Here is a 26096-nt window from a genome sequence, read left to right on the forward strand (position 1 = left end):
TAATGGCTTCGGCATTCGATGGCATCGAGAACCTGCCGATATGGCAACGGTTGATCGTGTGGGTGCTGGGTGCGGCCATGCTCGCGGCGGTGTGGTGGTTCCTCTTCTACGTGGACGCGGTGGAGGCTCGCGAGGCCGCGGAGGGCGGCCTGGCCAAGGCCAACACCGAGCTGGAGCGGCTGCAGAAGAAGAAGGAGAACTTCCTCGAGGAGCAGCGCCAGCACGAGGAGCGCAAGGCCAAGTCCCGCGAGAACCTCGAGATCGTGCCCGTGAGCTCGTCGGCGGTGGACAACCTCATGGAGACCTTCCAGCAGAAGGCGCGCCAGGTGGGCGTGTCGTTCGACTTTTGGACCAACGAGCCCGAGCAGCGCCAGGACGTCTATGCGCGCATGCCGGTGAAGGTGAAGGCGCGGGGCTCGTGGGCCCAGATCGGCGAGTTCTTCCGCCAGCTCGGCGAGCTGCGGCGACCGCTGTCGATCGAGAACGTGCGGCTCGAGCTGCAGACCGCCAAGCGCGAGGAAGACAGCGACGTGCCGATGCTCGCGCTCGAGTTCGAGGCGGCCACCTACCGGGCCCTCAGTGCAGAGGAACTCAGCGCTCCTCAGAGTGCACGCCAGCCATCGCGCCGCAGCCGTAGCGAGAGCGGGGGAGGCAGCAAGTGAGCATCCATCGACTCGTGGCGCCCTCACGGCTCGCGCTCGCGCTCGTGCTCCTGGCCGCGGCCTGCGGCGAGGAGGAACTCCCGAACACGATGTCGCGCGGCGTGCCCGGGGCCAACAACAAGAAGAAGGGCGACGCCAAGGACGGCAAGGCCGCGCCGGCCAGCCGCCGTGCCACGCCCGACGCCGCCGCTCCGATCGCGATGGAGGCGCCCGAGGCGGACACGCCCAAGCGGCCGCCGCCCATCCTCGATGCAACCTCGTTCGTGCGCCGCCGCGATCCCTTCCAGGGCCTGGTGGCGGCCGAGCCGGTGCAGCCCGAGCCCGACCCGATCCGGGCCGAGCGGGCGGTGGAGCTGCGACGCTACTCGTTCGACGACCTCAAGCTGGTCGCGATCGCAAATTCTCGGCGATCGGGCGTGAGACCACGGGCCCTGTTCGTGGCCGGCGACGGGTTCTCGGGGGCCGTCAGGCAGGGCGAGTACTTCTCCAGCGCCGAAGTTTTGCTCGTCGCGGTGAATCGGGATTATGTCGAGATCGAGGTCGTCGACGAGGAACTCGCCGGCAGCCTCGGCATGAAACGCGGGGAGCGTCGTGCGCTGTACCTCCGCAACGAGTGACCGGTGCCACGGCACCCCGGTAGCAGGAGCCGCCCTTTCATGAGCCAGCCCAACTCCATGTCCCTGTCTCGCTTGGCGGCGCCCCTTGCCCTGGTGCTCGTGACCCAGGTCCCGGCCGTGGCCAACGCTGCGATCCTGGAGGGGCTCGGGCCCGTCCCGCTGGTCGAGCCCTCGCCCCCGCTGTTCGGAATGGCGACCATGGGGTCGCTCGAGCAGCGCAATCGCATCGACGGTCTGTCGGTCGAGGAGCTCGAGGACGGCACCACCGTGCTCCGGGTCCAGGGCAGCCGCAAGCCCACGTTCAACGTGTATCGGTTGTCCGGTCCCGAGCGCCTGGTGGTCGACATCGCCGGGAGCGAGCCTGGCAAGGTCGTGCCCCACGTTCCCCTGGATACCTGGGCCTGCGGGCGGGTCACGGTGGATGGCGTGCAGGAGCGCGACACCAACCTGGTCCGGCTGGTGATCGAGCTGCGACGCGAGGCCAGCTACATCGTGCTGCCCAAGGGCGAGGAGCTGGTGATCACGGTGACGCCCCGCGAGATGGCACCCGAGGCCTACTTCGCGCGCAAGAGCGCCCACGAGCGCCGCACCGAGATCGAGCGCAGCGCCCGTGACGTCAAGGCGCTGGAGGCAGAGGCCCGAGCGCTGGCCAGCCACGCGCGGCAACAGCAGCAAGAGATCGAGCGCAAGGTGAGCCAGGCGCGCGGCGATGCCGAGGCGGCCCAGCAGGCCGAGCAGCGGGCAGCCGCGGCGGAGCGGCGCGCGACCACGGCGGAGGCCGAGGCGCGGCGGTCCCTCGAGGAGGCCTCGGGGGGCAAGCTCCGACTGCGGCGCGCGCTCAAGCAGGCCGAGCAGGCGCGGGCCGAGGCCCAGGCCGAGCGCGAGCAGGCCCAGGCCGAGCGCAAGCGAGCCGATCGAGCGCTGGCCCGTGCGCGGGCCGAGGTGGAGGCCGAGCGCGAGCAGCTGGCCAAGGCGCGTGGTCAGGCGGAGGTCGAGCGCAAGCAGCTGGCCGAGGCACGCGGGCGGGCCGAGCAGGCCGAGGTCGCGGCCGCGGCGAAGCTGCAGCAGGCACGGGCCAAGACCGCGCGGGCCGAGCAGGACGCGGCCAAGCTGCTGTCGGCCGCACGGGCCGAGCTCACCGAGGCCGAGGCCGACGCAAAGGTGGCGCGAGCCAAGGCCGATGCGGAGCTGGCCCGTGCCCAGAAGGATGCCAAGCGGGCCGCGGCGGCGGCCCGGGCCGCCGATGCGGCCGCCAAGCACAAGCTCGAGCAGGCGGCGGCGGAGGCCGAGGCTCGGCTCGAGCAGGCGCGAGCCGACGCGACCAAGTCGGAGGAGGCGGCCAAGCAGGTGCGGACCAAGGCCGAGGCGGCGCTGGCCAAGGCCGAGCAGGACGCGGCCAAGAAGCTGGCGGCGGCCGAGGCGGCCGAGACGCGAGCCAAGGAGATCCTCGCCGAAGCTCGGGCACGTGGTGATCGCGAAGCGGCGCAGAAGCTGGCCGCGGCGACCGAGCTCGAGGCTCAGGTCAAGCGCAAGGCCGAGGCACAGGCGCGGGCCGAGCAGGAAGCGGCCAAGAAGGTGGCGGCGGCCGAGAAGCTCGAGGCAGAGGCCAGGCGCAAGGCCGATGCGATCGTGGCCGAGGCCAAGGTCCACGCGGCGCAGAAGGTCGCCGCGGCCACCGCGGCCGCCAAGCTCGAGGCCGAGCGCAAGCTCGCCGCGGCGGAGGCGGAGGCCGAGCGCGAGCTGGCGCAGGCCAAGGCCCAGGCCGAGAAGAGCGCGGTGCGGGAGGCCGAGCGCGCGCTCGCCCAGGTGCGGGCTCGCAGCGAGGCCGAGATCGCCAGCAAGGTGGCCAAGGCGCAGGCCAAGGCCCAGCGCGAGGTCGACGAGGATCTGGCCAAGGCGCGCAAGCAGGCCGAGGGGTTGGAGGCGGCGGCGCGGGCCAAGCTGGCGCAGGCCGAGCAAAAGCTCGCCGCGGCAGAGGCCGACGCGGCACGCAAGCACCAGAGCGCGGCGGCGCTGGAGGAGCAGGCCAAGGTGGCGCTGGCGAAGGCCGAGCGCGAGCTCGCGGCCGCCAAGTCCGACGCGGCGAGCAAGCACCAGAGCGTGGCGGCGCTGGAGGAGCAGGCCAAGGCGGCGCTGGCGAAGGCCGAGCGCGAGCTCGCGGCGGCGCAGGCCGAGCGTCGGGCCGCCGCCTCGGCGCGGACCAAGGCCGACAAGGCGCTCGCGCGGGTCGAGCGCGAGATCGGCGAGGCGGAGACCCGCGGACGAGTCTCCGACGAGCTGCAGCGCTCGCTGGCCGCGGCCAAGCAGGCCAAGGCCCAGGCCGATGCGCGGCTCACCAGCGCCAAGGCGGAGATCGACGAGCTCGAGGACGACCGCGACGCGCTCGAGCGCACGCTCGCCAAGCAGCAGGCCAAGAGCGAGGCGCTGGCCGACGAGATCGTCGAGCGTAGCGAGGAGCTCGCCAGCCTCGAGCGCAAGGTGGCCGACGCGCGCCAGCAGCTCGCCAAGACCGCGGCTCCGGGGAACGCCGCGGCTCCCGAGGGACGGTCCCGATCCCGGTCCCGATCCAAGGCGCCCTCGGACGACGAGGCCCTGCGCTCGTTCGTCCGCGACGTTCGCTTCGAGGACGACGACGACGAGTCGCGCGTGATCGTGGAGATCGACGGTCCCGTGCGCTTCGAGGGCCGCACCCTCACGCCCGACATCCAGCTCCTGGCGCTCGAGGGGGTTCACATCGACCCCAGCCTCGAGCGCAGCCTCGACGCCCGCGACTACGCAGGTCCCGTGGAGCGCATCACCTCGTTCGCAGAGGACGGCGGCGCCAAGGTCATCGTGGCGACCCGCGGCCCCGTGGGACCTCGGCTCGAGCAGGGCGACGGCAAGCTCGTGTGGCACTTCCCGCGCGACGCCAACGCGATGGCCGCGGCCCGGCCGCGCAAGGGCCCGCCCGCGCACGAGGTCGCCAGCCTGCCCGGCCCCAAGGTCGGTGGCTTTGCCAGCAGTCCTCCGCTGGCCGCCATGATGGCTCCCGCTCCCTCGGGCTCGCGAAGCCTGGGGCCCTCGGAGCCCACCACCTCGCAGACCCCGACCCGCAACAGCGCCCGCTGGAGGGGAGAGCGGATCGACATCGAGCTGCAGGACGCGCCGATCAAGGACGTGCTGCTGCTGTTCTCCGACATCGGCCGGGTCAACATCATCGCCGGTCGCAACGTCGAGGGCAGCGTGACGATGAAGCTCACGGCCGTGCCGTGGGATCAGGCGCTCGACATCATCCTGCGCTCGCTCGAGCTGGGCATGGTGCGCGAGGGCAACGTGATCCGGGTGGCCACCGCCGAGGATCTCGAGAACGAGCGCCGCCAGGCCATCGAGCAGGCCAACGCGCGGATCCAGCTCAAGCCGCTCGAGACCAAGCTCGTCCCGATCTCCTACGCCACCGTCGACGAGATGATCCCCAAGGTCCAGAGCGTGCTGTCGCCTCGCGGCACGGTCACGCCCGACTCGCGGACCAACCAGCTCATCATCATGGACGTGGCCGAGAACATCGCGCTCGCGGAGCAGCTGGTCGCCAACCTCGACGCCCAGACCCCGCAGGTGCTGATCGAGGCGCGCATCGTCGAGGCGCGGACCAACTTCCAGCGCACGCTGGGCATCCAGTGGGGCTTCGACTTCACGGCCAGCCCCGGCACCGGCAACCCCACGGGCCTGTTGTTCCCCAACTCGGTGGGCCTGGCCGGTGGTGCCACCGGTACCCCGGCGGACGCTCGCGGCTTGGTGCTGCCGTCGGCCGCGGCCAATCCCAACTACGTGGTCGATCTCCCCGCCCCGGTCGGCACCGGCTCGGGTGGTGCGCTGGGCTTCTCGTTCGGCAGCATCAGCGGCAACCTCAATACCAACCTGCGCTTGTCGCAGCTCGAGGAGACCGGCGAGGTTCGCATCATCAGCGCCCCCAAGATCGTCACCCTCGACAACAGCGAGGCGCAGATCGAGCAGGGCGTGCAGATTCCGATCTCGCAGGTCAGCGCGCAGGGCGTCAACACGCGCTTCGTCAATGCCACGCTGGCGCTGCGGGTGACCCCGCACGTGACCAACGAGGGCGCGGTGCTGCTCGACGTCGAGGTGCAGAAGAACGAAGCCGACTTCATCAACACCGGCGCGCGAGGAGATCCGACGATCCTGACCAAGCAGGCGAGCAGCCGCATGCTGGTCAACGACAGCGACACCGCGGTGATCGGCGGCATCTATACCCGCAACCGCGCCGTCAACTACTCCAAGGTGCCGTGGCTGGCCGACATCCCGATCGTCGGGTGGTTCTTCAAGAACAAGAACGAGGCCGACACGCGCTCCGAGGTGCTCATCTTCCTCACGCCCAAGATCGTCAACCGCGCCAGCAGCATCGGCGGCTGATGTACGGGCGGCCCGGCCGAGGGCCCGACGGCGGCCTCGCGAGGCCCCGCCGAGGCCCCGGAGCACCGAAGCGAGATCCCGAGGGCGGTCCGGGGCATGAGGAGGGACCCGACCCCCTTGCCCGCGACGCCCGGTCGTCGCAGGCTTGAAGCGGATGCAGCGACCGCTGTTCCTCACCGGCATGATGGGCTGTGGCAAGACCACGGTCGGTCGGGTCGTTGCCGACGAGCTCGGGGCATCGCTCTGCGACCTCGATGCCCGCATCGAGCGGCTGTTCGGAGCCACGGTCCCCGAGCTGTTCGCCGAGCGCGGCGAGGCGGGCTTTCGCGAGGCCGAGTCCGAGGCCCTGGCCTCGCTGCTGGCCGAGCCGGGCTTCGCCGAGCGCACGGTCGTGGTCTCGACCGGCGGCGGGGCGGTGCTACGGCGGCAGAACCGCGAGGCCATGGATCGCGTGGGGCTACGGATCTATTTGGAGGTGAGCGTGGAGGAGCTGGTGCGACGGCTGCTGGTCGAGCGCTCGGCCGACGAGGGAGCGCGGCCGCTGCTGGCCGATGATGCCGACGGCGAGCCCGGGGGCCTGCGCCAGCGGGTGGCCGAGCTGCTGGCCGCGCGCGGCTCGATCTACCGAGCGGGGGCCCGGCGCGTCGACGGTCACGGCGATCCGGCTGCCGTGGCGGCTCGCGTGCGCGCGGCCGCGGGGCTGAGCGGCGCCACGCCCCTCCCCGACAGCGAGGCGGTATGACCACATCCCCTTCGTCCTCGACCAAGCCGCTGGTGCTCGACGTGCGCGTGCCGTCGCAGGACCTGAGCTACCAGGTGAGGGTGGGCTCGGGCTTGCTCGCGCGCCTCGGCACCGAGGCCACTCGCGGCCGCGAGCCCGGGCGTGCGGCCCTCATCTCCGACACCAACGTGATCAAGCTCTACGGAACGGTGGCCCGGCAGAGCCTCGAGGCCGCCGGCCTGTCGGTGATCACCCGCGCCGTCGAGCCCGGCGAGGCGAGCAAGCGCCCCGAGGTGCTGCTCGAGCTGGTCGGCGAGCTGGTGGCCGCGGGCCTGGGCCGCCGCGACGTGGTCGTGGCGTTGGGGGGTGGGGTGGTGGGCGACCTCGCCGGCCTGGTCGCCGCCCTGTTCATGCGCGGCATCGACTTCATCCAGTGCCCCACCTCGCTGCTGGCCCAGGTCGACGCATCCGTGGGAGGCAAGGTCGCGGTCGACCTGCCGGGCGGCAAGAACCTCCTGGGGGCGTTCCACTTTCCCCGCGCGGTGCTCATCGACACCGACGTGCTCCAGACCTTGCCCGATCGCGAGCTCGGCTGCGGCCTGGCCGAGATGCTCAAGCACGGGGCGTTGTTCTCGGTCGAGCACTTCGAGCAGCTGTGCGAGCACACCGAGGCCCTCTATGCGCGCGACCCGGTGCTGCTGCCTCGCCTGGTGGCGATCTCGGTGGCGCTCAAGGCCGCGTGCGTCAGTCGAGATCCGCTCGAGCTGGCGGGTGGCGGCAAGGGCCGCGTGGTGCTCAACCTCGGCCACACGGTGGGGCACGCGATCGAGGCGGCCTCCGGCCTGGCGCTGCGTCACGGCGAGGCGGTGGGGCTGGGCCTGCGCGCGGCCGCGCGCCTGTCCGTGGCCAAGGGCCTGTGCGAGCCCGGCCTCGAGGAGCGGGTGGTCGCGGCTCTCACCGCCCTGCGCCTGCCCACCGAGCTCGATCCATGGCTCCATGGCGAGCAGGGCGAGGCGGTGCAGCGGGTGCTGTGCAACGACAAGAAGCGCGCGGGGGCCACGGTGACCTTCATTGGGCTCGCGGGCCTCGGCGAGCCCCGCACCCTGCCGCTGCCGCCCGCCGAGATCTTGCCTTTGTTGCGGGATGCTTCGCCGCGCTGATACGCTTTGGCGTCAGATGAAGCGGTTGGTACGAGGACTGGCGGTCGCTGGCTTGTTCGCGGGCTGTGGCGGTGATGGCTGCCGGATCGAGCAGGAATCGTTGATCGTCCTGAACTCGCTGGCGATCGCGGCCGACGACGACGAGTGCATGATCGACGCCGGCAGCGACGAGATCCTCGTGCGTGGTCTGGCCGACGCGAGCAGCGGCTACGGCTACACGCTCTTGCCCGTGCTGCGCAACAATCTCGTCGCGCAGGGCAGCGGCGGGAGCAACAGCGGCGTCGAGCCGTCCGAGCTCCAGCTCGAGCCCGACATCGACATCACCGCGCACTTCCCCGAGGAGATCCTCGATCGCCTGCCGGCGGATCTGGAGCTGTCCTACTCGCTGCCCATCGCCACCGACTCGCTGGGGCCGGGCGGCCTGTACGTACCGCAGGTCCAGCTGATGTCCGCGGAGCTCGTCGAGGCGTTGCCCGCCGCCGTCCCAACCGAGGGCTTCCACGACGTGACGTTCGACATCGTGTTCCACGCCACTCGCACCGGCAACGCCAGTGGCAACGTGGGCGTGATCGATTCCCGCCTCTATTCGTTTCCCGTGCGGCTGTGCAACGGATGCCTGGTGCGGTCCTGCGTCTGCAACGCGAACGACCAGTGCGAGCCTGGCTCGGAGATCTACGCCGGGAACTGCCTGGGGGTCCAAGACGTCCCGCCCCAACCATTCATCTGCGGTGCACCGCCCGCCTCGAGTTCCTCCGACGGCGGCGGAGACTCGAGCGGCTCTTCGGACTCGAGCGGCCCTTCGGGCACGATCGACGGGCCCGGATGAGCCCTTCGGCGCGAGGTCCCCGAACGTGGGCCTCTCGAGCCTTCCGGGCCTCATGCGCCCCCAGCGCTTGACCTTCTGCCCCCGGGTCTGACAAGATCGCCCCGCGAGCCCGGCGCCCGAGCTCGACCAAATCCCATGCTCTTCGACACCCTCCGCAAGATCGTAGAAGAGACGCCCGGTGCGACGGGGGCCATCTTGATGGGCTTCGACGGCATCGCCGTCATGCAGTACCTCGCCAAGGGGCACGAGCAGTCCGGCATCGAAGAGATGGCCATGGAATTCTCGTATCGCTTCATGGAGCTGCGCCGCGCGGCCAAGGCCCTCGACATGGGCGAGGTCAGCGACATCACGGTCAAGGCCGAGGCCGGGACCGTGCTGTGTCGTGTGCTCTCCGAGGAGTACTTCGCCGCGGTGGTGATGCACGACGGGGCTCACTTCGGGAAGGGCCGCTGGTTGCTTCGCAGCAACGCGGCAGAGCTGAGCTCCGAGCTGTGAGCGTTGCGACGATCTCGTCGCTTCGCATTCAGTGATCCTGGCTGGCCCGCCCGTCCCCAATCCGACCCCCGACGCGGGGGACGTGCGTGCTTGCGCACTATGCGCAAATCCTCGTCCCCATGGGGGTGCCCCAGGGGCTGGCGTCGCTGCGCGATCCTCTCCACAATACCGCCGCACTCATGACCGCCTCCGCTGCGAGCGTGCTGGTCGTCCACGGGCCCAACCTCGATCTCTTGGGCGACCGCGAGCCAGAGGTCTACGGCCGCCAGACGCTGGCCGACCTCGATGCGTCGCTCGTGGCGCTCGGCGAGCGTCTTGGCCTGCGCGTGCGGTGCCGGCAGGCCAACGGCGAGGGGGCGATCATCGACCTGTTGCACGAGGCGCGTCGCGATTGCGACGGCGTGGTCATCAATCCGGCCGGCTACACGCACACCTCGGTCGCCATCACCGATGCCCTGCGGGCCCTCACCGTCCCTGCCGTCGAGGTCCACCTCTCCAACCTCTACACGCGCGAGCCCCTGCGCCATCGCTCGCTCACGGGAGCGGCATGCCGGGGGGTGATCATGGGCCTGGGCCCGTCGTCGTACCATCTGGCCTTGCGTCACCTGGCCGAGCTGCTGTCCGGTCGCGCGTCCGAACGGCCTTCGGACCAGCCCACGCTGGGGCCGAGCACCCTTTCTTCCTCGCTCCCCGAGCTTCCCTGACTCCTCTTGCCCCCGTCCACGGAGCCTTCATGTCCAAGTCAAGGGACCAGAACCTGCCCGACCTCGACTACATCCGCGAGCTCGCCAAGGTGTTCAAGCGCTACGAGCTGGATGAGATCGAGATCGAGAGCGGCGACCAGCGGGTGCTGCTTCGCCGTGGTGATCTCGCCCCCGGTACCGTGCCCATGGTGGCCGCCACCCCCGTGGTGACCGGGGCCCCCGCGGCGGCGCCCGCCCCGGCGGCCGCCGTCGCGAGCCAGCCCGCGGCGTCCGTGCCCCCGCCTCCGTCCACCCCCGAGCCCGAGCCCGAGCTCGAGGCCGAGGGGGCGTTCATCACCTCGCCGTTCGTGGGCACCTTCTATCGCGCGCCGAGGCCCGATGCGCCCTCGTTCGTCGACATCGGCGATCGAGTCGAGGCCGGGACCACCGTGTGCGTGGTGGAGGCCATGAAGCTCTTCAACGAGATCGAGGCCGAGGAAGCCTGCATCATCGAGGAGGTGCTGGTCGGCAACGCGCAAGCGGTCGAGTTCGGCACCAAGCTGTTCCGGGTGCGCAAGCCGTGACTCAGCCCATTCGCAAGGTCCTGGTGGCCAACCGCGGCGAGATCGCGCTGCGGGTGATTCGAGCGTGCCGCGAGCTGGGCATTCGCACCGTGGCCATCTACTCCACGGTCGACAAGGACGCGCTCCACGTGCGCTTCGCCGACGAGGCGCTGTGCGTGGGCTCGGGTGCGGCCACCGACAGCTACCTCAACATCCGCAACCTCATCGCGGCGGCCGAGCTGGCCGGGGCCGACGCCGTTCACCCGGGCTATGGCTTCTTGTCCGAGCGGGCCGAGTTCGCCGAGGTCTGTGGCAAGTGCGGGCTCAACTTCATCGGCCCCTCGCCCGAGCACATGCGGCTGATGGGCAACAAGGTGCAGGCACGCGAGACCATGCAGGCGGCCGGGGTTCCCGTGCTGCCCGGGACGGGCGTGCTCGGCAGCGCCGACGAGGCGGTGGCCGCGGCCGAGGAGATCGGGCTGCCCGTCATCCTCAAGGCCTCGGCCGGTGGAGGCGGTCGCGGCATGAAGATCGTGCGCGACCTGTCCCGGCTGCCGGCCATGGTCGAGATGGCCCAGGCAGAGGCCCAGGCCGCCTTCGGCGACGGCTCGATCTACGTGGAGCGCTACGTCGAGAGCCCGCGTCACATCGAGGTGCAGGTGGTGGCCGACAAGCACGGCAACGTGGTCGACCTGCTCGAGCGCGAGTGCTCGGTCCAGCGGCGGCACCAGAAGGTCGTCGAGGAGGCACCGGCGCCCAACCTCGACGAGGACACCCGTCGCCGCATCCGCGCCGCGGCGGTCAAGGCCGCCGAAGCCATCGGCTACCACTCCGTGGGAACCGTCGAGATGCTGCTCGACGGCGACCAGTTCTACTTCATGGAGATGAACACCCGGATCCAGGTCGAGCACTGCGTGACCGAGATGATCACGGGGGTGGATCTGGTCCAGGAGCAGATCCGGCTGGCCACGGGTGAGCCGTTGGCGCACCTGCATCGCGAGCATCGCGCACGGGGGCATGCGATCGAGTGCCGGATCAACGCCGAGCACCCGGTCACCTTCGTGCCGCAGCCGGGGGTGATTACCGCACTCCACTTCCCCGGGGGCTACGGGGTGCGCGTGGACAGCCACGTCTACCACGGTTATCGCGTCTCTGCGCACTACGACTCGATGCTGGCCAAGCTCATCGCCTATGCCCCCACGCGGGAGCGGGCGATCGCGCGGATGCGGCGCGCGCTGGGGGAGCTGGTCGTGGAGGGGATCCGGACCAATACCGCCCTCCACCGCTGGATCATGAGGCAGCCCGCCTTCGTGGGCGGCCGCTACGACACTCATTTCCTCGAATCCAACCTCGATCCAGACGCAATCCTCGCGGTCGCGGAGGATCAGAACTAGAGTACGCGAGGTTCGGTGGCGTTCAGCAAGCCAAAGGCGCACGAGCGGGCGGAGCGATATGCCGCCAAGGGGCAGCACGACAAGGCTGCGCGCGAGTACCAGGCGATCGTCGAGAACGATCCAAAGGACGTTCGGGCGTGGTTGATGTGGGCCGATTGCCTGGTTCGATGCGATGACAAGCCAGGCGCGGTCGAGCGCTACATTCGCGTCGCGCAGTACTACGTCGAGGCCAAGGAGCACAACAAGGCGCTCGCGGTCTACCGCCAGGTCGTCAACCTCGATCCGACGCGCCTCGACATCCAGGCCAAGATGGCCCAGCTGAACCTCCAGGTGGGCCACACCCAGGACGGCATCGCGATCTACGAGCGGGTGGCCCATGCCCAGATCCAGGCCGGTCGCATCCCCGAAGCGCTGGCCACCTACAAGCTGGTGGCCGACGCCGATCCCACCGCGGTCAATCGGCGGCTGCGTCTGGCGGAGCTCTACTCCCGTGAGAAGCGCACCAAGGATGCCGTCGAGGCGTTCCGCGCCGCGGGGGAGCAGCTGCGCCTGCTGGGGCGTCCCGAGGACTACGTACGCGTGGCCGAGCGGCTGCTCTACCACGACGACGGCGACCTCCCCACCGTGCGCGAGCTGGCTCGGGTCTATCTCCAGCTCGGCGATCCTCGTCGCGCACTGGTCAAGCTCAATGGCCTGCTGCGCAACAACGCCAAGGACGCGGAGGGCATCGAGCTGCTCGCCGAGACCTTCATGGTGCTGCAAAAGCCCGAGAAGGCCATCAGCGCGCTCGAAGAGCTGGCGCGAACGCTGCGTGCACAGGGTCCCGAGGCGCGCGAGCACACGATCCGCATCCTGCGACGCGGCCTCGAGTGGCGGCCGGGGCACGCCGAGTTCCGCGAGGCACTGACCGCGCTCGAGGGCAAGCCGCGCAGGGCGGCCCCCGAGCCCCCGCCGGCTCCCGAGCCCGCGCCTCCCGAGCCGATCGGCGAGGTCGAGGAGGTCGACGACGACGATCTGGTCGAGCTCGATGACGACGACCTCGTCGTCGAGGAGGTCGATGACGTCGAGCCCGAGCCCAGGGGGCCGGTCGATCTGCCCGGTGCCGCGAGCTCGGCTCCCGGCGTGCGGCGCACGGTCGAGGTCGAGGCGCTGCCCTCCACCGAGCCGTCGCTCACCCAGAGCGTGCTCTCCGAGGTCGAGGCCGACGTGGTCATGCCCGATACCGAGGGCATGACCGACTTCGACAAGATCCTGTTCGAGGCCAAGGTCTACATCAAGTACCGCTTGTTCGAGCACGCGCTCGATCACGTGCGCACGGCGCTGCTGCAGCAGCCCGATCACGTGGGAGCCCTGACCATCGAGGCGCAGGCGCTGACCGAGCTCGGCCGTGAGGGCGAGGCGGCTCAGGTGCATCTGAACGTGGTCGAGCAGGTCACGCCCAGCGATCCCAAGCTGGCGCGCGAGCACCTCGGGCGCGCACGCAGCCTCGTGCCCAACGATCCGCGCGTGGCGGCGCTCGAGCGCACGCTGGCCGCGGCGTTGCCCGAGCCCGCGGTCACCCTGCGCCCGGCTACGCCCGGTCGGCTCGCGCCCCCCGAGGAGGATGGCGACAGCGGGGCCTTCGATCTGCTCACCAGCTTCGACGACGGGGGGTCGCCGCCTGGGGTTGCGCTCGATCTCGGGGGGGAGCCCAAGGCCAACCTGGTGTCGGCCCACGACGACGATGCGATCGAGGTCGATCCGAGCACCCAGCCGTTCACGCCGATCGAGCTCGAGGCGGACGAGCCGGTGCCGGTGGCGAGTCACCTGGGCCCTGCGATCGAGGTGCCGATGGAGGACGAGGTGACGCCGATCCCTCCATTGGGCGACTCCGCCGAGGAGCTCGAGCCGGTCGATCTCGACGAGGGATTCGACGGCGAACTCGACCTCGAGCCCGCACAGCGGGCAGGGGATGGCGCGCCCACGCAGGCGATCGACCTCGACCCCGATCTCACCGATTCGGTCCGGCTCGGTGCGTCGGCGCAGGAGTTCGAGCCGGAGCCGGAGCCCGAACTCGAGCCGGAGTTCGAGCCGGAGCCCGAACTCGAGCCGGAGTTCGAGCCGGAGCCCGAACCCGAGCCGGAGCCCGAACCCGAGCCGGAGCCCGAACTCGAGCCGGAGCCCGAACTCGAGCCGGAGCCCGAGGCCGCCCAGGATTGGCCGGATCTTGCCGATGAACTCGATGAGATTCGGTTCTACGTCGATCAGGGCCTCGACGATGATGCCGAGGCCGCGCTCGACGATCTCGAGGCGCAGTATCCTGGGCATCCGCAGATCGCCAAGTTCCGCGGCAAGCCGGTGGCGGCGCCTGCCAAGCCGACGCCCGCGCCCAAGCCGACGCCCGCACCCAAGCCGACGCCCGCACCCAAGCCGACGCCCGCACCCAAGCCGACGCCCAAGCTCGGGCTGACGTCGAGCCCCAGGCCGACGCCGAAGCCGGAATTGGAGCCGGAACCGGAACTGGACCTCATGCCGGATTTCGGGGAGCCCGAGCCGGCACCGGAGCCGGAACTGGATCTCATGCCGGACCTCGGGGAGCCGGAGCCGGAGCTGGATCTCATGCCGGACCTCGGGGAGCCCGAGCCGGCACCGGAGCCGGAGCTGGATCTCATGCCGGACTTCGGGGAGCCCGAGCCGGAACCCCTGGCGTCGCAGCCCGAGCCCGAGCCGCACCTGCCCGAGGCCCTCGACGACGACGACGATCTGGTGGCGCTCGACGAGGAAGACGACGCGGCCGCGGCTCCGTTGGTGAGCTTCGACGACGACGACGACGATGACGACTACCTCTCGGCCATCTTTGCCGAGCCATCCAAGCCCAAGGCCAAGCCTCGGACCGATGAGTCCACGCCCGGTGCCAACCTGGCCGAGGGTCAGTCGGTCGATGCCGCGACCGCCTTCGACCTGGGGGTGGCCTACCGCGAGATGGGCCTGGTCGATCAAGCCATCACACAGTTCGAAGGAGCCGCTCGCGATCCCCAGTGGCGGGCCCGGGCGCTGACCTTGCTGGGGGCGCTGCGGTTGCATCGCGGGGAGACCGACCAAGCCATCACCGACCTCCAGGAAGCGGTGCAGCTGGCGTCGACCCCGTCCGAGGCCTCGGAGGCTGCCTACGAGCTGGGCGTGCTCTACGAGGTCGTCGGCGACACCGAGGCGGCCATCCAGCAGCTGCTCACGGTGGCGCCGGGCTATCGCGACCGAGACGAGCGCCTGGCTGCGCTCGGGTTCTAACCGCCATGAGCGACACTCGGGAGCGCCGCGGTCCCTCCACCCTGGCCGTGCACGGCGGTGAGCCGGCCGTGCGCAGCGATCGCTCGCTCACGACCCCGGTGGTGCACGCGACGGCCTACCCGTTCGAGGACACGCGCGAGCTGGTCGACTACATGGAGGGCAGTCGCGAGCGTCCGGCCGAGTACGGACGCTACGGCAACCCCACCGTCGAGCGAGCCGAAGCCAAGCTCGCCGCCCTCGAGGGCGGCGAGGCGGCGGTGCTCATGGCCTCGGGCATGGCGGCCATCACCACCACTTTGCTCGCGATGCTGCGCCAGGGCCAGCACGTGGTGCTCACTCGCGATGCCTACCGCAAGACCCGGGTGTTCGCTCGCTCGGTGCTCGAGCGCTACGGCGTGGGCGTGGACATCGTGGAGCCCTCGGCCCAGGCCGTGATCGACGCGATGCGCGACGAGACCCGCATCGTGCTCACGGAGGCCCCCACCAACCCCTACCTGCGCGTGCTCGACCTGGCCGCGGTGGTGAAGGCCGCGTCCGCCCGTAGGGTCAAGACCATCATCGATGCCACCTTCGCGACCCCGATCAACATGCAGCCGCTGGCCCACGGCGTGGATCTGGTGATCCATTCCGCGACCAAGTACCTCGGCGGGCACAACGATCTGCTGGCCGGGGTGGTGGTGGGCCGGGCTCCGCTGGTGGCGGCGATTCGCGAGTTCCTGGGGATGACCGGCGCCGTGCTCGATCCGCACAACGCCTACCTGCTGCTGCGTGGCCTCAAGACCCTGGCCCTGCGGGTCCGCCACCAAAACGCCACCGCGCGCCGCCTCGCCGACGTGCTGGCCGAGGATCCCGCGGTCGCGCGCGTGTGGTACCCGCTGCGGCCCGATCACCCGGACCACGAGAACGCCACGCGCTACCTCTCGGGCGGCGGCGGCGTCGTGTCGTTCGAACTCCACGGAGGTCTCGCCGCTGGCACGCGCCTGGTCGATGCCCTGCGGATCCCCAAGCTCGCCCCCAGCCTCGGTGGGGTCGAGAGCCTCGTGGAACAGCCGGCGCTGATGAGCTTCTTCGAGCTGTCCCCCGACCAGCGAGCGGCCATCGGCATCGGCGAAGGCCTGGTGCGGCTTTCGGTGGGCGTGGAGGATCCCGAGGACCTCGAGGCCGACCTACGCCATGCGCTGGCGGCCTTGCGCGAGGGCTGACGCGGCTCTGCTCACGGCGTCCTGGGCTCGAGCCGCGGTAGGCCCGTCGACCCGCGGCAACCCGCGCACACGCCGCGAGGCCCGATGGCGGCACCCCGACGGCCACCTGCGGACCGCGGGGGGTCGACTTGTGCCTGGTGGCGGGCACTGCTATTCCCCCCCAACTTTCGAGCACGAGCGATGGAAAGCAGCATCGAACGGATCAGCGAGGTCGAGTGTCGGGTCAAGGTCGAGATCCCCTGGGAGGAGGTCTCGAGCCGGCTCTCCAGCAAGATGAGCGAGCTGCGTAGGCGCGCCCGATTGCCCGGCTTTCGCCCTGGCAAGGTGCCGCCGGCCGTCCTCGAGCGCATGTTCGGCAAGGGCGTGCGCGAGGAGCTGGCCCACGAGATCGTCCAGGAGACCTTCCAGGACGCGGTCACCCGCCACGACACCACGCCGCTGACCCAGCCGGTGCTCGAGTCCAGTCAGCTCGACAAGGGCGCGCCCTTCACCTACGAGGCGCGCTTCGAGGTCCCGCCGCGCATCGAGCCCAACGACTACACGGGCGTGCCCGTGCGACGGCGTCCGGCCAAGGCCGATCCCAAGCTCGTCGACGAGGAGATCGGTCGCAAGCGCGAGGAGCTCGCCGAGCTGCGCGAGCTGCCCGAGGGAACCACCCGTGAGATCACCCAGCCCCTCGACGTGTGGACCGTCGACGTCGACGCTCAGATCGGCGCCCAGCGGATCAACCGCAAGGACGTGCAGGTCGAGATCGGCTCCACCAAGAACGAGGTGGTTCCCGGGCTCTCGGCCGCGATGTTCGACACCAGGCTCGATCAGGTGGGCCAGATTCGAACCCTGCGCTTCACCCCGCCGGCCGAGCGCATGCGCGAGGAGCTTCGGGGCCGCGAGGCCGTGGTCCAGCTCGGCCTGCGCGAGGTTCGGGTCAAGGTGCTCCCCGAGCTCGACGACGAGTTCGCCCGCGACACCGGCGATGCCGAGTCGCTGCAGGAGCTGCGCGACAAGATCGAGGCCAAGCTACGCGAGGCCGACGGTGAGGAGGCCGAGCGCGAGGCCCGGCGCCGCCTGGTGGTCGAGCTGCTCGAGCGCAACGCGTTCGAGCCCGCGCCCTCGATGGTGGCCCGCGAGGTGGCGGCGCAGGTGGAGCAGACCAAGCGGCAGCTCGCCAACCAGGGGCTGCGACTGTCGGCCCTCGGCATGACCGAGAATCAGCTCGCCCAGCGCTTTCGTCCGCAGGCGTTGTTCAACGTCAAGGCGTACCTCTTGCTCGATTCCATCGGCAAGACCGAGGCCATCGAGGTCTCCGACGAGGACTTCGAGGCCGAGCTGGCCAAGGAGGCCGAGGAGAGCGGGCAGAACCTGGCCCGCATGCGCGCCAGCATGGAGAAGAACGGGCAGCTCATCTTGATGCGCGCCCAGATGCGCGAGGAGAGGATCCTCGACTTCTTGATGGGCAAGGCGGAGATCACCGAGGCCGAAGATCCGCCCGAGGATCACGATCACGATCACCACGATCATGATCACGATCACCACCACCACGATCATGACCATGACCACGGCCACGACCACGACCACCACGACCACGCGCATGCGTCCGAGGTCGAGGCGACGGCCGACGGAGGCGCGGCGACGGCTGAAGGTGGTGAGGCGGCGGCCGAGGGAAGCGCCGAGGGCGAGGCCAAGGGCAGCGAGTAGAGCCCGGAGCCCGGGGTTGGCGCCCCTCGTCGTCCGGGCCTACGGGTGCTTCGTGGGCCACGGGAGGTGATCGATCCGCGAGCTTCCGCACTGCCCTACCCATGTGGGCGGGGCCGCCCTCCCCAGCCGGACGGCCGCGATCCGGCTTCTTCATGAGAAACACGGTTCGAGGCCCTCCTTGGGGTGATTCAGGCCAGTCGGCCCCACCGCGGGCCACTTGCATCACCAGGCCGGCGCGTACACCATAGCGAGGCGGCGGAGCCATGCCGGGCACATGAATCGGTCCCGTGCGGACCATTCCTTCGTGCTCGTTCCCACGGGCGTGGAGTGACGTCGCCTACGCAGAGCCAAGCCCTCTCCCAGCCTCCTGCCTGAAGGACGGACACCACCCCGATGAGCCACGGCGACCCCTTCGATCCCTACTTCCCAGCCGGTTCCCCCTTTGGCCCTCCGGGCGCGGTGGCGTCGCCCACCTCCTCGGTGGCCGATGCCTACGCCAACATCCCGTTCGTCATCGAGCAGACCCACCGCGGCGAGCGTTCCTGGGACATCTACAGCCGGCTGCTCAAGGATCGGATCATCTTCCTGGGCACCCCGATCAACGATCAGGTCGCCAACGTCATCATCGCGCAGTTGCTCTACCTCGAGTCCGACGACGCCGAGAAGGACATCCGCCTCTACATCAACTCGCCCGGCGGCGTGGTGACCGCGGGCCTGGCGATCTACGACACGATGCAGCACGTGCGGCCGGCCGTCGCGACGTATTGCATCGGCCAGGCCGCGTCGATGGCTGCGGTGATCCTCGCGGCCGGGGCTGCCGGCAAGCGCACCGCGTTGCCGAACGCGCGCATCATGATCCACCAGCCCCATGGCGGGGCGCAGGGTCAGGCCACCGACATCGAGATCCAGGCCCAGGAGGTCTTGCGTCTGCGCGCTCGCCTCAACGAGATCCTGGCGTATCACTGTGGCATCGACGTCGAGCAGGTTCTGCGGGACACCGACCGGGACAAATTCATGGACGCAGAGACGGCCAAAGGCTACGGTTTGGTTGACGAAGTCCTGGCGAGACCCGGAAGTCCTGCCAAGGCTTCCGCCATGAAGGGGACCTAGACCCGGCCGCGGTCGCTCTTGGCGCTCCCCAAGCCCCCTGACCTCCCACCATCGAACGCATGAGCTCCTCCAAGCGCGATACAGGGCACGGGAACCTGAGCTGCTCCTTCTGTGGCAAGAGCCAAAAGGAAGTCAAGAAGCTCATCGCGGGTCCGTCGGTCTACATCTGCGACGAGTGCATCTCGCTCTGCAACGACATCCTCGCCGAGGAGGTCCAGAAGGAAGAGCGTCAGCAGGGCCAGGGCAAGGTTCCCAAGCCCAAGGAGATCCGGGTGATCCTCGACGACTACGTCGTGGGTCAGAACCTCGCCAAGAAGATCATCTCGGTCGCGGTCTACAACCACTACAAGCGGATCACGGCCAAGAAGAAGCCCGACGAGGCCGAGCTGCAAAAGAGCAACATCCTGCTCATCGGGCCCACCGGCTCGGGCAAGACGCTGCTCGCCCAGACGCTCGCGCGCATCCTCGACGTGCCGTTCGCCATCGCCGATGCCACCAGCCTCACCGAGGCCGGCTACGTGGGCGAGGACGTCGAGAACATCATCGTCAGCCTGCTGCAGAACGCCGACCACGACGTCGACCGAGCCCAGCGGGGCATCATCTACATCGACGAGATCGACAAGATCGCACGCAAGGGCGACAACCCGTCCATCACCCGCGACGTGTCGGGTGAGGGCGTGCAGCAGGCCCTGCTCAAGATCCTCGAGGGCACGATCGCTTCGGTTCCCCCCAAGGGTGGCCGCAAGCACCCGCAGCAGGACTTCCTGCAGGTCGACACCACCAACATCCTCTTCATCTGCGGCGGTGCCTTTGCGGGCATCGAGGACATCATCGACCACCGCATGAGCGCCAAGACCATGGGCTTTGGCGCCGACATCCAGAAGAAGAAGGAGCTGCGGCAGTGGGAGCTGCTGCAGAGCGTGCAGAACGAGGACCTGATGAAGTTCGGGCTGATCCCCGAGTTCATCGGTCGCCTGCCCGTGGTGGCACCGCTGCAAGAGCTCGACGAGGAGGCGCTCATCCAGATCCTCACCGAGCCCAAGAACGCCCTGGTCAAGCAGTACAAGCGGCTGCTCGACATGGACGGGGTGGAGCTCAAGTTCACCGAGGAGGCGCTCGCGGCGGTGGCCAAGAAGGCCAAGCTACAGCGGTCCGGCGCTCGCGGCCTGCGGAGCATCCTCGAGCGGGCGATGCTCGACGTCATGTACGACATCCCCAGCGTCGACAACATCGCCGAGGCGGTCATCAACGAGGAGTGCATCCGCGATGACAAGCCGCCGGTGATCGTGTACCGGAACGAGGCGAAGGAGGCGAGCTGACGCAGCTCGCGAGGGGAAGCGAGCTGAGCGCGGCTCGGACCTTGCTCGGCGGAGAGAAGAACGCGGCCTCAGGGGCCGCGTTCTTCGTTTCGAACGATGATCGGCCGGGTCAGGAGCGCGACGTAGTGCTCGAACGACGGATCCGTGGCGGGATCCCAGGCTCTCAGTGCTCGGCCGTCGTCGCGAAAGAGCGCATCGAGAGCAAGATCCACGGCTTCGGGCCACATGCGTCTGACTTCGTCCCCATGCTTCCGCTGCTCATCGACGATGCCTCGCGAGACCACGCCCATGACGTAGCGGGCGAGCGCCCTTCGACTGCGAAGACCGCCAAAGAGACATCGTTCGATCCGCTCGCTCGTGATCTGGTCGGCGGACCAGGTCCGTAGGTCCAGCGCTTCGGCGACGTCGTGCAGCCCAAGGTCGTGTGCACAGGCCACGGTGGCACCATCGAGCTGTTCTCGTGATACGCGACCAAGCAACTCCATGTGTACCTCGTCGATCGAGAGTCCCCTTGCGAGTGGAACCACTCCTTCCCCTCTGCCTGTGAGCGCCGCGATCAGCCGCGCGTGCTCTACTCCGAGCGAATCGAGCCGGTGGGCATGTTCCTTCCAGTCTCCGATCCGCGCGTCGATGACCCAGGAAAGGGGAGGCAATACGCAGGGCTCCGCCAGTACGATGCGGTTGCGCCAGCGGAGCTCCGCATGAGCGATCAATAGGCGCCAAAGCTGGTCATCGTGTTCGAGCCCCCGCACCAGCACATCGCCGCCATCCATGGCGCTCACGAGCTCATCATAGGGTCGACTTGCCTCGATCTCGGTCCGTCCCTCCGCGGCGAAGGCGACCAGCTCGACCCCCGCGACCGCGATCCACTTCACCCGTGTCAGGGCGAGCCGCAGCTCGGACATCGCGTCCTCGGGTGCGAACCAGGGCACCTCGATCCTATGCGAGACCCAATCCAGGAAGTCTGGCGCGTTGCGCCGCAATAGCTCGAGCGCCTCGTCCTTCACCCACAAGAGGAGCACCAGCTCTCGCTCCCATACCACCGGGCGGTGAGTGTTCAGCCACTCCGGTGCGTGCTCTGCCCCGACCAGCACCACGCGCGCTCCCACGGGTGCATCGAGCAGCTCGTGCGGCGTGAAGCACACGCGAACGCACGGCGCCTCTGGATCCCCTGGCGCGTGCCCTTCGAGCAGGGTCTGCATCAGTGGCCTCACTGCGGCCGGATGGGCGCCCCGCAGCAGCACCATCATGCCACCGTGGCCGACGCCGAGGATCGCGCGGAGCCTCGTTAGCCACGCTGTGCTTGGGGGCGCTGCAGCAGCGTCAGCATCAGCACTGGATGGGGAAGGTACCACGTGGATTGGTTGGGGTAGGCAAGCAGCAGGTGCTTGTCGAGTAGGGTGAGAGCGACATCTCCGTCCGGAAGGCGGTGCTTGGGATCGTCGAGCACGTGCTGGAGCTGCGCGATCTCCTTGGCGTTGAGGCCTCCTTCGCACTCACGTCGAAAGACATCGATGACGGCTTCCATTGTCTCCGGAGCGGTCGTGGTGACTCCATTGATGAGGCCGTGGATCGCGATCTCACGGACGAGACTCATGAAGTCGCGAAGGCGCCCGCCCGAGCACCACGCGATGCGCCGGACCATCTCGGAGGGGAAGGCGTCGCTCGGCACCGGTACGTCGAGCGACGCGAGTCGGCGGCGGATTACGTCGTGGAAGAAGTCGATGCCCGGCCCTTCCGACCACGGATCCCCTGCGCTCGCCACCGGGATGTTGGTCAGCTCGAACGTCTTGGACAAGCGCAGCCGGGAGCGGTAGCGCTGCACGAGACCCAGCTCGGCGCAGACGACCGTGTCGCATGCGAGCTCGGGCAGCAGGTTGGACTCGACGAACAGATCCTTGAAAGTCTCGGAGGCTTGCACGCGATCGAGACCGTCGACCACGAGGACGAGCTTGCGGTCGTAGGCGCTCTGCAGCGCCTCGATCACCTCGTTGGTCGCCACGAGCACGCGCCGCACCCGCGGCTCTTGATCGGAGCTCCGCTTGCGATCACGCAGGCCGATCCTCCACGTCCACGAGTCGGTCGCAGCCTTGAGCAGCTGGAGCCCCGTGCCCGCGATCGCTCCCACTGCGCCGCCCGCTGCCACGGCCAAGCCACCCGCGAGCCGTGCGACGTCCACGGAGGGATCGGCTCCATCCGCCGTGGTGAACGCCCCGAGCGCCTCGGCCAAGCGCTCCTCCCGACCTTCCCATTTGTGGCCGAACCGATCGGTTCCCGCCCGCACCAGGCTCAGGCCCAGCAGCCCAATGAGCTCCCACGGCTGCAGGTGATTGAGCGCGCCCGGATCCCGCACACTCGACTCGAAATGCCGCCACAGGTCGACGAACACCACCAGTGCGTCGTCGGTCAGCTTGTCGGCCGCGGCGAGCAGCTCGGTGCTCTTGCCACTGCCCACGCTTCCGGCCACGCCGTAGCACATGTGGCCGATGGGCAGGCGGAGCCGGCGATCGAGCTCGACCATCGGGTTGTACCGGGCCTCCCGCTCGACGCGCAGTGCAGGGTCGGTCACCGGTCGGATGGGGTCGAATGCCTCGTGAACGGCCCGCCAGAAGCTCTCCGCGCCGTCTTGGGGCCTGGCCATCGACCGAGTGTACCCACCCGCCCGCCGGTGTGCAAAAGACGACGAGGCGGCCGGGTTGCCGTCCCCGGCGGTGTGGAACGCCGACGTAACACCCGCCGCTTGGCCTCGGCTACTTCAACGTGTCCACCGCCAGCTTCCCGTTGCTGGCGAACTCGGCTTCCTTCGCTCGCGCTTCCGCCAGCCCGCTGGTCCGCAGCACCCACATTCGCTTGGTGGCCACCACGTCGTCGTTCTCCCGCGCGTAGACCTCGATGAGGTTGTTCCCCGGAGTCAGCGGTACGCTGGCCCCGAAGTCGAGTGTACCGCTGCCGGGCGTGGTGCTGGCCTCGTAGAACACCTTCTCGCGCTTGGCGAACAGGTCGCGCGAGGGGTTGGCCACGGTGATGAACACGTCCTGCACCCGGCTCTCGTCGGTGATGCTGCCGTCGAGCCGGAGCTCGGTGCCGTCGGTCTGGGTGATCGCGCCCTGCAGGGTGATCTTGGGCGGCGAGACCTCGAGCACCGGATCGTGCTTGCCGGGGCGCTTGACCTTGCCCTTGGCCCCGCCCGTGCCACGGTCGTCCTCGACCTGCTCGCGCCGCGCGAAGGCAAAGCCGCCGTCACCCAGCTCCACGCGGACCCAGCTGCCGGTGCGACCGTCGGCCTTGAAGCGCTCGCCGGCGGGGGCCCGTGCGATCACGCGGTCGGGCTGCAAGGGGCTCGCATACAGATCGACCACGTCGCGGGTGATCACCACGCGGTCGTCGCTCTCGATCCACCCCACCCCCTCGAGCACCGGGAACACGAGCTTCTCCGCCAGGGCCTCGCCCACCTTGGTGTCGGACACCGACAGCTGCACGCGAGCCTCGCTGCCGGGCGGGGCCGCCCGTAGCTCGACGTCGAGGTCGATCACCCGGGTCTGCCCCACGTCGAGCTTCTTGATGCGCTCGCGGCCCTCGTGGATGAACACGGCGTCGTCGCTGAGGTTGCGCAGGCTGACCCAGGTGTCGAGGGCCGGGCCCTCGCCCTTGTTGCTCACGTGCACGCGCAGGGTGACTCGCTCTCCCACCTGCCAGGCCCCGTCGCCGTTGCCGTCGATCGTGGTGCCCTTGCGCGGCATGTCGAGGACTTGGTAGCCGAACGCGAACTGCGGTCGGGAAAGGCCCTCGGCGCTGATGTCGATCGACGACTGCGAGCCCGCCGCCAGCTTGGCCCCGTGCTGCTCGAACAGGTGCAGATCGATGCGATCGGTGCGCGACAGCTCGTTCTCCCCCACCGACAGCTCGATGTCGAAGCTCTTGGATGCACCCGGGTCGATGCGGCCGAACATCAGCTCGCGCTCGTCGAAGTAGCGGTAGTCGCTGTCGGTGATGGCACGTACCTGGTAGGCAGGGGCGTCGCCCACGTTGGTCACGGTGGCCTTCACCGTGCCCTTCTCCCCGCCCTTGATGGTGTTGCCCGCCTTGTCGCACGACAGCGACAGCTTCAGCTTGGCCGTGCCGCCCGAAGGCTTGGGCCCGGCCGACCAGTCGATGTTGCGCGCGGCCAGGCTGCCCACGATGCGGTGCTGCTCGATCTCCTGCTGCTGCGAGACGAACTCCTTCATGCGCCCGAGCAGCTCGTCGCGGTTGCTGCTGGGGGCCCACAGCACGAGGTCGCGAGCCATGCGGACCTCGGGATCCTCGAGCAGCATCGCGGTGCGCTTGTCGGCGTCGGGATCCTTGTCGGCCTCGCGCACGGGGGCCGCCGCGCTGCGGCGCTCGGCCAGGGCCTCCTCGTCGGTGGTGGCGCCGGGGTGGGCGGGATCGAGCGAGCCTTGCTCGAGGAAGTGCAGGGTGAAGGGGCTGCGACGCAGCTCCTCGGCCTTGTCGGACTCGAGATGATCGGAGAGCGACTCCTCGCGCAGCAGGTCGAAGCGCTCGCGCCCGAAGTACGCCACGTACTCCTTGGCGATCCACACGGGGATCGTCTCCACGTCGGGCGCCACACCCACCGACTGGATCGAGACGTCGCCCGGGGTGAGGTACTGCGCAACGGTGAGCTTGAGCGCGAGCTCCTTGTCGGCGACCTTGCGATCGCGCAGCTCCTGCACCGAGCCCTTGCCGAAGCTACGCCGCCCGAGCAGCACGGCCCGGCCCTGGTTGCGCAGGGCGCCGGCCACGATTTCCGAAGCGCTGGCGCTCCCCTGGTCGACGAGCACCACCAGCGGAAGGTTGGGGAAGTCGAAGCGATCGTCGGCGCGGGTCTCCTTGCGCGGCGAGGCCACGCCCACGGTGGCCACGATGGTGCCCGACGAGAGGAACGCATCGGCCACGTCGACGGCCGCGTTGAGCAAGCCGCCCGGGTTGCCGCGCAGGTCGAGGACCACCCCCTCGACGCCCTGCCGTTCGAACTCGACGAGCTTGTCCCGCAGCTCCTGGCCGGTGTTCTGGGAGAAGTTGCGGGGGATCTGCACCAGGCCGACCTTGTGGCCCTTGCCCTGGTCGTCGGTGCTGATGAGCACGTCGCCGATCACCGAGTCGAGCTGGATGGTGGCGCGGGTGATGTCGAGGCGCTTGGGCTTTTGCAGGCCGTCGCGCATCACGTAGACGGCCACGACGCTGTCGGCTGGCCCGCGCAGGCGCCCCACCGCATCGTTGAGGCTCATGGTCACGGTCGACTCGGCATCGATCTGCACGATGCGATCGCCCGGGCGCATGTCGACCTTGGAGGCGGGGTTGTCCTCGATCACGCGGATGACGGTGATGGCCCCGTCGCGCATCCCCACCTCGATGCCCAGGCCGCCGAAGCTGCCCTTGGTGCTGGTGCGCATGTCCTCGAAGTCCTCGGGGCGCAGCAGCGTGGTGTGGGGGTCGAGGGTGGAGAGCACGCCGCCGACCACCGCATACTCGGCGTTGCGCTGCTCGTCCTCGTCGAGGTCGGTGTTCTTGTTGACGAAGCGAAACACCTCGCGCACGTGGGGACCCACGGCCCACAGCGCCTCGACGTCGCTGATGTCGAACACGCGCTCGGCCGTGCCCACGCGCACGAGGACCTTCTTGCCTCCGTCTCGAGGCTCGACCAGGACCTCGGCGATGTCCTGCTCGAGCGCCTCGAGGGCGGCGAGGGTCATGGCCTGCGGATCGATGCGATCGGGCTCGACGTAGTACTTGGATACGTTCCAGAGCGTCCAGTCGAGCACCCGCAGCTCGGTGGCGTCGTGGTCGGGGGTGAGCCGCGCGTGCTTGCGAGGGTCGGTGCGTTGGGTCTGGGCGTAGGTGTCACCCATCGCCGTCAGGCCCAGGGCCGCCAGCAGCGAGCCCACCACGATGATCGGAGCCGAAGTACGTCCCTTGCGGGGAAATGGGCGCCCAGAGCC

The 26096-nt window shown here is 69.5% G+C and carries 18 protein-coding genes; 15 read left to right on the forward strand and 3 right to left on the reverse strand.

Annotated features, from left to right (window positions below; translation table 11 throughout):
• Positions 1 to 2: 2 nt before the first annotated feature.
• The 15 genes from OEB96_RS06625 (at position 3) to clpX (ending at position 20118) form a co-directional block, all read left to right on the forward strand.
• A complete protein-coding gene (locus OEB96_RS06625; protein WP_266214600.1) occupies positions 3 to 662 on the forward strand; it encodes a type IV pilus inner membrane component PilO in 660 nt (219 codons plus the stop codon).
• The gene (locus OEB96_RS06630; protein ID WP_266214601.1) at positions 659 to 1279 is read left to right on the forward strand and encodes a hypothetical protein; all 621 of its coding nucleotides are present in this window, start codon (positions 659 to 661) and stop codon (positions 1277 to 1279) included. Before OEB96_RS06625 ends, OEB96_RS06630 begins: the two co-directional genes overlap by 4 nt.
• Positions 1280 to 1318: 39 nt before the next feature.
• A complete protein-coding gene (gene pilQ, locus OEB96_RS06635) occupies positions 1319 to 5683 on the forward strand; it encodes a type IV pilus secretin PilQ (RefSeq protein ID WP_266214602.1) in 4365 nt (1454 codons plus the stop codon).
• Positions 5684 to 5837: 154 nt separating this feature from the next.
• Entirely contained in the window at positions 5838 to 6425 is a 588-nt protein-coding gene (locus OEB96_RS06640) for a shikimate kinase (RefSeq protein ID WP_266214603.1), read from the forward strand.
• Complete coding sequence (gene aroB, locus OEB96_RS06645; protein WP_266214604.1) at positions 6422 to 7564, forward strand: 3-dehydroquinate synthase; 1143 nt, start codon at positions 6422 to 6424, stop codon at positions 7562 to 7564. The genes OEB96_RS06640 and aroB overlap by 4 nt, the downstream gene beginning before the upstream one ends.
• Before the next feature lie 16 nt (positions 7565 to 7580).
• Positions 7581 to 8390, forward strand: coding sequence for a hypothetical protein (locus OEB96_RS06650; protein WP_266214605.1), 810 nt, complete (start codon positions 7581 to 7583; stop codon positions 8388 to 8390).
• A gap of 135 nt (positions 8391 to 8525) precedes the next feature.
• On the forward strand, positions 8526 to 8885 hold the full coding sequence (locus tag OEB96_RS06655; RefSeq protein ID WP_266214606.1) for a roadblock/LC7 domain-containing protein: 360 nt from the start codon (positions 8526 to 8528) through the stop codon (positions 8883 to 8885).
• Between the two features lie 119 nt (positions 8886 to 9004).
• Complete coding sequence (gene aroQ, locus OEB96_RS06660; RefSeq protein WP_266214607.1) at positions 9005 to 9589, forward strand: type II 3-dehydroquinate dehydratase; 585 nt, start codon at positions 9005 to 9007, stop codon at positions 9587 to 9589.
• A 29-nt stretch (positions 9590 to 9618) separates the two neighbouring features.
• Positions 9619 to 10152 carry an acetyl-CoA carboxylase biotin carboxyl carrier protein gene (gene accB, locus OEB96_RS06665; RefSeq protein WP_266214608.1) on the forward strand — a complete coding sequence of 178 codons (534 nt, stop codon included), beginning with the start codon at positions 9619 to 9621 and terminating at the stop codon, positions 10150 to 10152.
• On the forward strand, positions 10149 to 11525 hold the full coding sequence (gene accC, locus OEB96_RS06670; protein WP_266214609.1) for an acetyl-CoA carboxylase biotin carboxylase subunit: 1377 nt from the start codon (positions 10149 to 10151) through the stop codon (positions 11523 to 11525). Before accB ends, accC begins: the two co-directional genes overlap by 4 nt.
• 15 nt (positions 11526 to 11540) lie before the next feature.
• Positions 11541 to 14792: a tetratricopeptide repeat protein gene (locus tag OEB96_RS06675; protein WP_266214610.1), complete on the forward strand. Its 3252-nt coding sequence runs from the start codon at positions 11541 to 11543 to the stop codon at positions 14790 to 14792.
• Positions 14793 to 14797: 5 nt separating this feature from the next.
• Positions 14798 to 15994 carry a trans-sulfuration enzyme family protein gene (locus OEB96_RS06680; protein ID WP_266214611.1) on the forward strand — a complete coding sequence of 399 codons (1197 nt, stop codon included), beginning with the start codon at positions 14798 to 14800 and terminating at the stop codon, positions 15992 to 15994.
• Between the two features lie 180 nt (positions 15995 to 16174).
• On the forward strand, positions 16175 to 17689 hold the full coding sequence (gene tig, locus OEB96_RS06685; RefSeq protein ID WP_266214612.1) for a trigger factor: 1515 nt from the start codon (positions 16175 to 16177) through the stop codon (positions 17687 to 17689).
• 393 nt (positions 17690 to 18082) lie between these two features.
• Positions 18083 to 18799 (forward strand): ATP-dependent Clp endopeptidase proteolytic subunit ClpP, encoded by a 717-nt coding sequence (gene clpP, locus OEB96_RS06690; RefSeq protein WP_266214613.1) that lies wholly within the window; start codon positions 18083 to 18085, stop codon positions 18797 to 18799.
• Positions 18800 to 18858: 59 nt separating this feature from the next.
• Positions 18859 to 20118 carry an ATP-dependent Clp protease ATP-binding subunit ClpX gene (clpX, locus tag OEB96_RS06695; RefSeq protein WP_266214614.1) on the forward strand — a complete coding sequence of 420 codons (1260 nt, stop codon included), beginning with the start codon at positions 18859 to 18861 and terminating at the stop codon, positions 20116 to 20118.
• A gap of 68 nt (positions 20119 to 20186) precedes the next feature.
• Here clpX and OEB96_RS06700 read toward each other — a convergent pair whose 3' ends face one another.
• From OEB96_RS06700 to OEB96_RS06710, 3 genes are all read right to left on the reverse strand, one after another.
• Entirely contained in the window at positions 20187 to 21215 is a 1029-nt protein-coding gene (locus OEB96_RS06700) for a hypothetical protein (protein ID WP_266214615.1), read from the reverse strand.
• A gap of 191 nt (positions 21216 to 21406) precedes the next feature.
• Positions 21407 to 22759 carry a hypothetical protein gene (locus OEB96_RS06705; RefSeq protein ID WP_266214616.1) on the reverse strand — a complete coding sequence of 451 codons (1353 nt, stop codon included), beginning with the start codon at positions 22757 to 22759 and terminating at the stop codon, positions 21407 to 21409.
• A gap of 109 nt (positions 22760 to 22868) precedes the next feature.
• Positions 22869 to 26045 (reverse strand): MXAN_5808 family serine peptidase, encoded by a 3177-nt coding sequence (locus tag OEB96_RS06710; RefSeq protein ID WP_266214617.1) that lies wholly within the window; start codon positions 26043 to 26045, stop codon positions 22869 to 22871.
• Positions 26046 to 26096: the final 51 nt, after the last annotated feature.

The sequence above is a fragment of the Paraliomyxa miuraensis genome (assembly GCF_026337845.1).
In the GTDB taxonomy this organism is placed as follows: Bacteria; Myxococcota_A; Polyangia; order Nannocystales; family Nannocystaceae; genus Paraliomyxa; species Paraliomyxa miuraensis.